Annotated in this window: 7 protein-coding genes; 4 read left to right on the top strand and 3 right to left on the bottom strand. The window is 73.7% G+C overall.

Going from position 1 to position 11,861, the window contains the following annotated elements:
• Positions 1–66 precede the first annotated feature (66 nt).
• Positions 67–1,755: an ABC transporter family substrate-binding protein gene (locus tag AB0D85_RS39395; RefSeq protein WP_362331537.1), complete on the bottom strand. Its 1,689-nt coding sequence runs from the start codon at positions 1,753–1,755 to the stop codon at positions 67–69.
• A 176-nt stretch (positions 1,756–1,931) separates the two neighbouring features.
• Between AB0D85_RS39395 and AB0D85_RS39390 the strand changes: the two genes are divergently transcribed.
• The 4 genes from AB0D85_RS39390 to AB0D85_RS39375 all read left to right on the top strand — a co-directional run bounded on the left by AB0D85_RS39390 (position 1,932) and on the right by AB0D85_RS39375 (position 8,005).
• Complete coding sequence (locus AB0D85_RS39390; protein WP_362331534.1) at positions 1,932–2,915, top strand: ABC transporter permease; 984 nt, start codon at positions 1,932–1,934, stop codon at positions 2,913–2,915.
• A 23-nt stretch (positions 2,916–2,938) separates the two neighbouring features.
• Positions 2,939–3,805 carry an ABC transporter permease gene (locus tag AB0D85_RS39385; RefSeq protein WP_362331531.1) on the top strand — a complete coding sequence of 289 codons (867 nt, stop codon included), beginning with the start codon at positions 2,939–2,941 and terminating at the stop codon, positions 3,803–3,805.
• A gap of 7 nt (positions 3,806–3,812) precedes the next feature.
• Positions 3,813–6,140 carry a dipeptide ABC transporter ATP-binding protein gene (locus tag AB0D85_RS39380; RefSeq protein ID WP_362331529.1) on the top strand — a complete coding sequence of 776 codons (2,328 nt, stop codon included), beginning with the start codon at positions 3,813–3,815 and terminating at the stop codon, positions 6,138–6,140.
• Positions 6,141–6,646: 506 nt separating this feature from the next.
• Positions 6,647–8,005 (top strand): helix-turn-helix domain-containing protein, encoded by a 1,359-nt coding sequence (locus AB0D85_RS39375; RefSeq protein WP_362331526.1) that lies wholly within the window; start codon positions 6,647–6,649, stop codon positions 8,003–8,005.
• Between the two features lie 206 nt (positions 8,006–8,211).
• Here the strand turns inward: AB0D85_RS39375 and AB0D85_RS39370 are convergent, their stop codons facing one another.
• Complete coding sequence (locus AB0D85_RS39370; RefSeq protein ID WP_362331524.1) at positions 8,212–9,630, bottom strand: hypothetical protein; 1,419 nt, start codon at positions 9,628–9,630, stop codon at positions 8,212–8,214.
• Positions 9,627–11,852 carry a maltotransferase domain-containing protein gene (locus tag AB0D85_RS39365; RefSeq protein ID WP_362331521.1) on the bottom strand — a complete coding sequence of 742 codons (2,226 nt, stop codon included), beginning with the start codon at positions 11,850–11,852 and terminating at the stop codon, positions 9,627–9,629. The genes AB0D85_RS39370 and AB0D85_RS39365 overlap by 4 nt, the downstream gene beginning before the upstream one ends.
• Between the last annotated feature and the right edge of the window lie 9 nt (positions 11,853–11,861).

Raw genomic sequence — 11,861 nt, 5'->3', positions numbered from 1 at the left:
CGGCCCGGCCGGGACGGCCCCGTGCGGATACGTCCGCACGGGGCCGTCCCCTGCTCACTCCCGTGCTCACTTCTGCCAGCCGACCCGGGCGAAGTCGATGTCGCCGAGTCCGGGGACGCCGTAGTTGGCCAGCCCCTTGCGCACGGCGAGGATCTGCGGCCGCTGGTAGAGCTCGATGTCGTGGCCGAGCCGCCAGATCTCGGCGTCCGCCGCGTTGTACAGCCGCTCGGCGGCCCGTTCGTCGAGGGTGCCGACGGCTCTGCCGAGCAGCTCGTCCACCCGCGCCGAGCCGACCCGGCCGTAGTTCTCGAAGACCTGCCCGCCCGCCGGGCGGCGGTAGATGGCATAAGCGGAGCTGGGATACGTCAGCCCCGTGAACCGGAAGATCGCGAGGTCGAAGTCGCCCTTGTCCAGGTACTTCGGGCCGTACGCGGAGGCGGGCACCTTCTCGATGTCGATGCGGACGCCGACCTTGTCCAGCATCTGCTGGACGAGCTGGGCCAGGTCCTCGCCGAGGCGGTTGGTGCCCTCGCTCAGCACGAGGCGGAGGGTGAGGCTGCGGCCGTCCTTGGCTCTCGGCCGCCCCCCGCCCTGGCTGTGCCAGCCCGCGCGGTCCAGGGCCAGGGCGGCGGCCTTCAGGTCGAAGCGGCCGTAGCGCCCGGAGTTGTCGGCGTAGCCGGGCTGGTTGGTCATGAAGAAGTGGTTGCCGAGCAGCGGCACCTTCACCGGCAGGCCCTCGGCCGCGACCTCGGCCAGCGCCGGGCGGTCCACGGCCTGCTGGAGGGCGTTGCGCACGGCGGGGTCGGCCAGTGGCCCGCCGGCGCCGTTCAGGGTGATGTGCACCTCGTCCCAGGCGGAGCCGATCCGGACGGCGGTGTCCTTGGCGTTCTTCAGCTGGGCGTAGGCCTCGCTGGTGGCGGCGTTGACGACGTCGACCTCGCCGTTGAGGAAGGCCTGCAGGGCGGCGTCGGGGTCCAGGACGCGGAAGACGATCCGGTCGAGCCGGGGCCGGGTGCCCCACCAGGCGGCGTAGGGGACGAGGGTGAGGGTCCCCGCCGTACGGTCGACGGAGGCCAGCCGGAAGGGGCCCGCGGTGACCGGCAGCCGGCCCTGCCAGTCGGCGTCGAAGTGCCGCGGGCTGTCGTAGGCGACGGCCGGGAAGAGCGGGGTGAAGAGCCTGCGCCAGTCGGCGTACGGCTGCCTGAAGGTGACCTCGACCTCGTGCGCGTCGGCGCCCTGGCGGACGTCGGCGATACGGTCGTACCCGCTCGGGTCGGCGACCGGGTAGCGCTCGTCGTCGCCGCCGACCGCGTGCCACTGGGCGGCGAAGTCCCGCCAGCTCAGGGCCCGGCCGTCGGACCAGCGGGCCTTCGGGTTGAGCCGGTAGGTGACGACCTGGCGCGGCTCTGTGGTGACGGTGGCCGAGACCAGGTAGTCCGGCACGATCCTGGGGACGCCCTCGGCGTCGCGGGTGAAGAGCCGGGGCTCCGTCATCGTGTCGACGGTCCACACGTCGTCCAGGGCGCCGTCGACGTCGTTGAAGTTGAACTGCGTGATCATCTGCGTGATCGGCAGGGTCAGCGTCCCCCCGGAGCGGAGGTCCCCGGACGGCAGGGCGTTGATGTCGTAGGTGCCGTAGGTGGGCAGTGCCCGCCGGGAGTCGTCGTGCCCGCCGGATGCGGAGCATCCCGTCGCCGTGAGGACGACGAGCGCCCAGACGGCCACCCATGCGGGCCAGCCCCGTAATCGCGCCACCTGTCAGCCCCTCCGGCGTCACGGAACCGCCAACTGCCCTGACTGCACTGCGAATTGCGACGTCAGAGCCTAACATCACGGTGTTTCCCCCTTATGAAGACAAGGCAGACTCCAGACCCCGGCGGACGCCCGCGCACCGCCCGGGCCGTCACCCTCCGTGCCCCGTCGGGAGTTCCATGCTCTTCCTGATCGCCAGGCGCCTGGCCCGCTGCGTGGTCCTGTTCCTCGTCTCCCTGGTCCTGTCCTACGCCCTCGCGTCGACCGCGCTCGATCCCCGCGCCTACTTCGAGGACCGCCGGCCACCGCCGCCGGCCCGGGTCGTCGACCGCGAGCTGTCCCGGCTCGGCATGGACGACCGTGTCCCGCTGCCGGAGCGCTTCGGGCACTGGGCGGACCGGGCCGTCCACGGCGACCTGGGCCGCACCGTCGACGACGAGTCCGTGAGCGCCGAGTTCGGCCGCCGGATCGGGGTGTCGGTACGGCTGCTGCTGGTGGGCACGCTGGCCGGTACGGCCCTCGGCGTGCTGGCCGGGGTGTGGGCGGCGGTCCGGCGCGGCCGGCTCGGCGACCGGGTGCTGACCGGGTTCTCCTTCGCGGTGCTGTGCGTCCCCACCTTCGTCCTGGCCCTGCTGCTGAAGACCGGGGCCCTCGCGGTCAACCGGGCCGCGGGCCGCCCGGTCATCAAGTACACGGGCGAGCACACGCCCGGACTGCAGGGCGACTGGAGCGTCCAACTCCGCGACACGCTGGCCCACTTGGTCCTCCCGGCGCTCTGTGTGGCGCTCGCGGCGATCGCCCTCTACAGCCGCTACCAGCGGGCCGCCACGCTGGACGTGCTCGGGGCGGACCATCTGCGCACCGCCCGCGCCAAGGGGCTCACCCCGGGGCGCGCGCTGCTGCGGCACGGGCTGCGGATCTCGCTGGTGCCGATGACGACGTTCTTCTCCTTCGGCGTCCTCACCCTGGTCACCGGGGCCGTGTTCACCGAGCGGATCTTCGGCTGGCCCGGCATGGGCAGCTGGCTGATCGACTCGGTGGAGCGGGGCGACGTCAACTCGGTCGTGGCCGTCAACGCCTTCGCCGCGGCCGTCGTCCTGCTGGCGGGCCTGGTCGCGGACACCCTGCACGCACTGCTCGATCCCCGGGTACGGCGACCGTGAGAGCGGGGCGGCGGGGGCGGGGCGTGTTGCGGCGGCTGGTGCGGCATCCGGGGGCGTTGTGCGGGCTCGCGTTGCTGCTGGGCCTCGCGGTGTTCGCGGTCGTGGGGCCGCACGTGTGCCGGTGGTCCTCCACCGACGTCGACTACACGGCGCTGCGGCGGCCGCCGGACGCCCGGCACTGGATGGGCACGAACCGGATCGGACAGGACGTCTTCGCCCAGGTCGCGCACGGGCTGCGGAAGTCGCTGCTGATCGGGCTGCTGGTGGCCGCGGTCTCCACCGGCCTGGCGGCGGCCGTGGGCGCCTGCGCGGGGTACTTCGGCGGCTGGACGGACCGGCTGCTGATGTCCGTCGTGGACCTGCTGCTCGTGCTCCCCGGCTTCCTCGTCCTCGTGGTGCTCGCCCCGCGCCTGCGGCGGTGGGGCTGGCTCGCGCTGGCCGGGCTGCTCGCCCTGCTGGGCTGGACGGTCACCGCGCGGGCGGTGCGCGGTATGACCCGGTCCCTGCGGGAGCGCCAGTTCGTGGTGGTGGCACGGCTGATGGGAGTCGGCCCGGTCCGGATCATCGGCCGGCACATCCTCCCGCACCTGTCCTCCTTCCTGATCGCCGACGCGACGGTCACCGTGGCCGGGGCGGTGATCAGCGAGGCCGGGCTGTCCTACTTCGGCTTCGGCGTACAGCCGCCCGACGTCTCCCTGGGCACCCTGATCGCGGACTCGTCCGACGTGGCCCTGGTGTATCCGTGGATGTTCTTCTTCCCGACGAGCCTGCTGATCGCGTTCGTGCTGGCCGTCGGCCTCCTCGGCAACGCCCTCCGGGACGCGCTGGACCCCACGACGGTACGGCCCCTCGGCCCGCCCCGGGGCGTCGTGTCGGGACTCGCCGGATGAGCGCCGGATGAGCACGGTCCTGGAGGTGCGCGGTCTGACGGTCGCCTTCGGGGACGGGCGGCGCCCGCCCGTCCCCGTGGTGCGGGGCGTGGACCTCGTACTGCGCCGGGGTGAGGTGCTGGGCCTGGTGGGCGAGTCCGGCGCGGGCAAGACGCTCACCGCGCTGTCCCTGCTCGCCCTGGCACCGCCCGGGGCCCGGGTCGGCGGTTCGGTGCGGCTGCTGGGCGAGGAGGTGCTGGGGCGGCCGGAGCGGGAGCTGGCCGGGATCCGCGGGCGCCTGATCGCCATGGTCTTCCAGGATCCGCTGCAGGCCTTCACTCCGGTGCTGCGCGTCGGCGACCAGATCGCGGAGGCCGTACGCATCCACGAACGCCCGCGGCCGCGGCGCGCGGCGGCGTTGCGGCGGGCGGTGGAGCTGCTGGACCTCGTGGGGGTGCCGCAGCCGTCCCGGGCCGCGCGCGCCCTGCCCCACCAGCTGTCCGGCGGGATGCTCCAGCGGGCCATGATCGCGATGGCGACGGCGAACCGGCCCGCGGTCCTGGTCGCCGACGAGCCCACCAGCTCCCTCGACGTGACCGTGCAGGCCCAGGTACTGGAGGCGCTCGCGGCCGCCCGGCGGGAGACCGGCGCGGCGCTGCTGCTGATCACCCATGACCTCGGCGTGGTCGCCGGCACCGCGGACCGGGTCGCCGTCCTGTACGCGGGGCGGGTCGTGGAGACGGGCCCGGTGGACGCGGTGCTCTGCCGCCCCCGGATGCCGTACACGCTCGGCCTCCTCGGCTCTGTGCCCCGCCTCGACGCCCGGGTACCCCCCACCCCGATCCCGGGCACCGCCCCGACCCCGGGCACCGCCGCCCCGGGCTGCGCCTTCGCCCCGCGCTGCCCGCTGGCGGAGCCGGAGTGCCGGACGACCGAGCCGCCGCTGACGGGGGTGGACGGCCCCTCCGGGGACGACGCACACGAGGCGGCCTGCCGCCGCACCACGGAACTCCGGCACCGCGGCGCGGCCGACCTGTTCGCACCGCCGCCAGGTACGCCGGACGGCGGGAACACGTCCGCCGGGCCACCGCCGGCCCCACCGGACCGGGGCGTCGGGGCCGCCGAGCCGCCCTCGCCCTCGGCGGCCCCGCCGGATGCCGCAGACGCAACCGGCGCCGACCGCACGCCGGCCGGACCGGCCGGACCGTGGCGCCGTACCGTCGACGCGCCGACACGCCCCGCGGGCGCGGACACCGCCGGAAACACAGCCGGTGGCCGACCGGACGACGCGGCCGGAGGCGCTGTCGGGAACGCCGTCGGGAACGCCGCAGCCGACGTCGTGCTGCGGGTTTCCGGGCTCGGGCGGGAGTTCCGGGCGGCGGGGTTCGGGCGGCGGCGGGCCCCTGGCGTGCGGGCCGTCGTGGATGTCGAGCTGGAGGTGCGGCGGGGGCAGACGCTCGCGCTCGTCGGGGAGTCCGGTGCCGGGAAGACCACGACCCTGATGGAGATCGCCTCGCTCAGGGCGCCGGGGGCCGGCCGGGTGGAGATCCTCGGGCACGACACCGCGCTGCTCTCCCGCCGTGCGGCACGCGAGCTGCGCGCGGCCGTGGGGATCGTGCCGCAGGACCCCATGTCGAGCCTCGATCCGCGGATGCCGGTGGGCGACATCGTCGCCGAGCCGCTGCACGCCCGCCGGGTGCCGTCGGCCGTGGTGGCGGCGCGGGTGCCCCGGCTGCTGTCCCAGGTGGGGCTGCGCCCCGCGGACGCGGACGGCTACCCGCACGAGTTCTCCGGGGGGCAGCGGCAGCGCGTCGCCATCGCCCGCGCCCTGGCGGTCGGGCCCGCGCTGCTGCTGCTCGACGAGCCGGTGTCCGCGCTGGACGTGTCGGTGCAGGCCGGGATCCTGGACCTGCTGCTGCGGCTGAAGCGGGAGCTGGGCCCGGCGTACCTGCTGGTCTCGCACGACCTCGCCGTGGTCCGGCAGCTGGCCGACCGGGTGTCGGTCATGTACGCGGGGCGGGTCGTGGAGACGGGGGACGTGGCCGGGGTGTTCGACCGGCCGCGCCATCCCTACACCCGGGCCCTGCTCTCGGCCGTCCCGCTGCCGGACCCGGTCGCCGAGCGCTCCCGGCGCCGGATCGTGCTGCCCGGCGACCCCGGGACCGGCCCACGCGCCGTCTCCGGGTGCGGCTTCCGCGCCCGCTGTCCCCTGCAGGCCGTCCTGTCCCCCGCGCAGCGCGGCCGCTGCGCGGGGGAGGTACCGCACCGGCGGGCGGCCGGCGGCCCGGCCGCCCAGACCGTCTCCTGCCATTTCCCGCACGACGACGGGCACCGGGACACGCGCCGCGGCGACTGACGAAGGACCGGGTGCGGTCCGGGGCCATGGTCCGGCCGCCGGACCGCACCCGGTCCGTTGCGAAGCATGTGTGCGATCAGCAGCAACCACCACTCCCACCGCTGGACTGAGCGATGCCTTCGTGCAGCGGGCGGTTACTCGGACCGGAATCGTTCAGCCACAGTCCACCCGACACAAGACCACTGACCAGGACGACCATTGCAATGAGCGCGATTATTTTGTTGCTCACGAAAATCACCTCCCCCGAGCAATAAAGCGTGGCGCTTTGACAATTATAGTCAACATTGAATGACTAATCTGGTCAAGTAGTTCTTCGTAAAATTAAGCATCAATAAACGGAATTCACGGAACCGCATAGGTTTCTTTCGGCATCACCGGAAGAACTGCGCTGCAAATAGCGCCGGAGACACGCTAAAAGATCACTGGAAGCCCATTGGGTAAATATCAACTTACTGGTAACATCGATCTGTCATCCCGACAGTCAAGTACCGCACCGAGGAGCTCGCATGGACCCACTCGGCAACGCGACGGCCGCAGGACTGGGTGAGCGCATCAGGTTGTTGCGCGGCAAACGTGGACTCAAGCAGCAGGACCTGGCGTCCGGTGAGATATCGGCCAGCTACATCTCCTTGATCGAGTCGGGGAAGCGCGGCGCGCCGTCGGACGCGGTGCTCGCCGCGCTCGCCGAGCGTCTGGGCTGCTCCATGGAGTATCTGCGCACCGGACGCGACGACCACGAGATGGAGGAGACCCGGCTGCGGCTGGCGTTCGGCGAGATGGCCCTGCGCAACGGCAGTAACGGCGAGGCGCTCCAGACCCTGAGCGACCTCCTGGCGAAGCCGTCCCTGCTGGACCCGGCGATGACCCGGCGCGCGCGCATCGCCCAGGCCTCCGCGCTGGAGAAGCTCGACCGGATCGAGGCCGCCATCACGATCCTCGAAGACCTCCAGCGGGACCCCGAGCTGCCGCCCGGTTCCGCCGACTGGTGCGCGGTGTCGGTCGCCCTGTGCCGCTGCTACCGCAACGCCGGCGACATCACGATGAGCATCGAGATCGGCGAGCGGGCCCTGTCCCGCCTCGACGGCCTCGGGCTGGACGTCACGGTCGACCACGTCCAGCTCGGCGCCACGCTCATGGCCTCGTACCACATGCGCGGCGACCTCACCCGGGCCCAGTTGCTGGGCGTCCGGCTCCTGGACGCGGCCGAGAAGCAGGGGGCACGCGCCGCGCGCGGCGCCGTCTTCTGGAACGCGGGACTGGTGGCCCGCTCCCGCGGCCAGCTGAACGAGGCCCTGGCGCTGGTGGAGCGGGCGCTGGCGCTGATGTCCGAGGACGACAACATCCGGCATGTCGCCATGCTCAAGATGAACTGCGGCTCGCTGCTCCTCCAGGTCGACGAGCCCGAACCGGCGCGCGCCAAACAGCTGCTGGAGGAGGCGCAGCAGCTGCTGGCCGAGGTCGGCAACGCGCCCGAACTGGCCCAGTGCGAGATCGGCCTGGCCGACGCGGACGCGATGCTCGGCAACTGGGACGAGGCCGCGGCCCACGCGGAGCGCGCCCTCGGGCTCACCGGCCCCGAATCCCGTATCCAGGCCGTCGGCGCGCGCGCCACGCTCGCCGAGATCCATCTGCTGCGCGGTGACAACGAGCAGGCCGCCCAGTGTCTGCAGGCCGCCACCCGGCAGCTGCGCCAGTTCCCCCCGTCCCACCAGACCGCGCTCAACTGGCGGTACGTGGGCGACCTGTGGCGGCGCCAGGGCAACGGCACGGCCGCCCTCCAGGCGTACGACCGGGCGCTGTCGTCGGCCGGTCTGGCCCCGAACCGCGACCCCAGCACGAGCCTCACCGAGCAGGGCCGTTCCTGACCCTTCCGGTCCCGTTCCACGCCCCACCCCGATTTCCCCCTCCCCGAAGGCGCCCGGCGGCACGTCCCGCCGCCGTGGAATACCCGTACGGCCAAGAGAAAAGAAAGTCCCTCAGGCACCGCTTCCCCTCTCTTCCGGCCCGTTCCTTTCGCCCCCGGATTCGGCGCCGGATTCGAGTGCGGTGACGCGGTTGCGGAATTGCGCGGTCAGCGGACCGCCGCGGCCAGCCGGTGCACCGCGGCGAGCGGGACCGGCAGCCGGTCGGGGCGCAGCCGCGACTCGTACACGGCCTCGTAGACGGCCTTGTCCGCCTCCAGCGCCCGGAGCAGCACGGGGTGGCAGTCCGGGTCCTCGTGCCCGGCGGCCGCGTAACCCGCCACGAACGCCCGCCGGTTGCGCGCCGCCCACGCGGACGCGCGCCGGCGTCGCCGCAGCCGTACCGCGGGCGTCGTCCGGGCCGCCGCGTCCTCCTCGGCGGAGGCGAGCCCCATGCGGGCCGCGTAGTCGAAGGAGCGCAGCATGCCGGCGACGTCCTTCAGCACCGGCTGCGGGCGGACCCGTTCGGCGGCGGGCTGGGCCGGCTCGCCCTCGAAGTCCACGATCCGCCAGCCGTCTTGGGCCCGCAGCGCCTGCCCCAGGTGCAGATCGCCGTGGGTGCGCTGGACGAAGAGGGGACAGCCGCGCCCGGCCACCCGGGCGTAGTCGTCGAAGAGGGCGCCGAGCCGTGCGGTGTACCGGGCGAGTGCCGGGACCTCCTCGGCGGCCTCCTTGAGGCGCATGGTCATCCGGGCCGCCTCCTCGGCCACGTTCTCCACCGTCAGCCGGGTCCGCCCGAACGCCTCGCCCAGCGCGCCGTGCACCTCGGCGACGGCCCGGCCCAGTTCGGCGGCGTACCCGGTGAAACCGCCGCCGGCCGGGACACCGCGGGCCGAGCCGTCCACGTACTCGCCCGCCTGCCGCACCGCCTCCTCCCAGCCGTCCCGCGCGTCCGGCAGGAACTCCTCGACGAGGCCGAGCACCAGGCCCTGCGCGCCGGGGGCGTCGCTGTGCACCGCCCCGTACAGGAGCGGTGTCCGGGCGCAGTCCTGGTCGGTGAGCGCCCGCAGCGCCTCGACCTCGGTGTTCGGTCCCGGTTCCGGACGGCGGAAGATCTTCAGCAGGAGCCGGTCGCCGTAGGCCACGGACGTGTTGCTCTGGTCCACCTGGAGCGGCCGGGGCACCAGTCCCACGGGCAGCGGATAGCGGGACATGCGCTCGAGACGCGGCCCCCGCGGCGCGCCGCGGCCGGCCAGCGTCCGCAGCAGCAGGGCGAGCAGGGCGCCGTCCTCCAGCGCGTCGTAGACGTGCCAGCCCCGCCAGGGCCCGGCCGGTACGGTGGCGATCGCGGCGGATGCCAGCCGGTCCGGCAGGTCCGGGCGCAGGCCGAGCAGGAGCTGGCTGTGCACGGAACCGCTGTCGCCCCGGGCCGCGACCACGGCGTGCAGCAGCAGCGGTGGTTCGTCGCCCATCACCGAGGCCGCCTCGGCGGTGAGCGCGGCTCCGGCATAGCGTGCGTCGAACCAGCGCCTCCCCGCCAGCCACGGCCCGAGCGCGGGAAGCAGCGGCTCGAGGATCTCCGTCCTCATGACGCCTCCTCGGGTGTCAGAACGTGCGCGACCTGGTGGGCCGGGTCGAGGCGCACATAGGTGGACCCGCCCCAGGCGTAGGCGGCTCCGGTGAGTTCGTCCCGCAGCTTGAGCGTGCCGTCCGCGGGCAGGCCGAGGGCCGCCAGGTCGCAGGTCACGGTCGCCTCGTGGGCCCGGTGCGGGTCCAGGTTGACGACGACCAGCACCACGTCGGTGGAGCCGTCCGGCAGTTCCACGTGCTTGGAGTAGGCGAGGACCTGGTCGTTGTCCGTGTGCTGGAGCCGCAGGTTGCGCAGTTCCTGGAGGGCCGGACGGGACCGGCGGAGCCGGTTGAGCAGCGTGATCAGCGGGGCGATCGTGCGCCCCTCGCACTCCGCGCGGGCCCAGTCCCGGGGCCGCAGCTGGTACTTCTCCGAGGCGAGGTAGTCCTCGGTGCCCTCGGCGAGCGGGGTGTTCTCGCACAGCTCGTACCCGGCGTACACGCCCCAGCTGGGCGCGGCCGTCGCCGCCAGCACGGCCCGCGCCTCGAAGGCGGGCCGGCCGCCGTGCTGGAGCTGGACGGACAGGATGTCCGGGGTGTTCACGAACAGGTTGGGCCGCAGGAAGTCCGCGCTCTCCTCGGCGAGTTCGGGCAGGTACTCGGTCAGCTCCCGCTTGGTGTTCTTCCAGGTGAAATAGGTGTACGACTGCTGGAAGCCGGCCTGGGCCAGGGCGTGCACCATGGCCCGCCGGGTGAACGCCTCGGCCAGGAACACCACGTCCGGGTCGGTGGCGTTGACCTCGGCGATCAGCCGCTCCCAGAAGTGCACCGGCTTGGTGTGCGGGTTGTCCACGCGGAAGATCCGCACGCCCTGGGCCATCCAGTGCCGCAGGACGCGCAGCGCCTCGGCGTACAGGCCCTCGAAGTCGGTGTCGAAGTCGAGGGGGTGGATGTCCTCGTAGGTCTTCGGCGGGTTCTCGGCGTAGGCGACCGAGCCGTCGGCCCGGTGGTGGAACCACTCGGGGTGCCCGGTCACCCAGGGGTGGTCCGGGGAGCACTGCAGGGCGAAGTCGAGGGCCACCTCCAGGCCCAGGTCGCGGGCAGTGGAGACGAAGTACCGGAAGTCGTCCAGGGTGCCGAGGTCGGGGTGGATCGCGTCGTGGCCGCCCCGCTCGGAGCCGATGGCCCAGGGCGAGCCGACGTCGTCCGGGCCCGCGACGAGAACGTTGTCAGGTCCCTTCCGGTGCGTGACGCCGATGGGGTGGACGGGCGGCAGGTACACCACGTCGAAGCCCATCCCGGCCACGGCCGGCAGCCGCCCGGCGGCGGTGCGCAGCGTGCCGCTCATCGGCCGCCCGCCGGCCACCACCGCGCCCTCCGAGCGCGGGAACAGCTCGTACCAGGACCCGACCAGGGCGCGCCGCCGCTCGACGCGCAGCGGCAGCGGCCGGGAGGCGGTGACCAGTTCGCGCACCGCGTACCGGCCGAGGGCGGCCGTCACCCGGGGGGAGGTGACGGCCGCCAGCCGGGCCGAGGGCGGGCTCAGCGGGTCACGGAGCGCGGCGACCGCGGCCCGGACCGCCTCCCGGCGGCCCTGGTCGGTGAGAGCCTGTGTCGCCTCCCCGGTCGGATCAGCGCGTGGCGGCGATGGGGGTACCTCCCGCGCGAGCCGGGCGAAGCCGGTTCGCGCGTGGGGGAGCGTGCGATCGCAAGGCGCCGGAGCGCCCTCGTGGCGGAGCCACGTGGGCGGTTCGGCAACGCCGCTGGGGGTCCCCCCTCTGGGGGAGTGCGTGCCAGGCGTCACGCGCCCGGCCGGGGAGGCGACACAGGCTCTGAGGTCGTTGCGCCCGTGTGCCGCCCGTTCGTGCAGCAGCGCGCCCTCGCGCAGGGTGAGTTCGGTGTCGACGCCGGCCGCGATCTTCAGCTCGGCGTCCCGGCGCCAGGTGGCCAGCGGGTCGGCCCAGGCCTCGACGCGGAAGGTCCAGGTGCCCTCGGTGTCGGGCACGACGGTGGCGCTCCAGCGGTCGGCGTCCTCGTCCACGAGGGTCATCGGCACCCGCCGGGCGGGCGTCCCCCCGGGTCCGCGCAGGATGACGTCCGCGGCGATCACGCCGTTGCCCTCGCGGAAGACGGTGGCGGTGATGTCGAGGTGCTCGCCGGTCACGGCCTTGGCGGGCAGTTCCCCGTCCCGCACCCGGGGGCGGACGTCGAGGACGGGGATGCGCCCGGTCACCGGTGTCATGGCGGTCTC

The organism is Streptomyces sp. NPDC048277, assembly GCF_040652235.1.
Taxonomy (GTDB): Bacteria; Actinomycetota; Actinomycetes; order Streptomycetales; family Streptomycetaceae; genus Streptomyces.
This window is presented reverse-complemented; position numbering and strand designations above follow the sequence as displayed.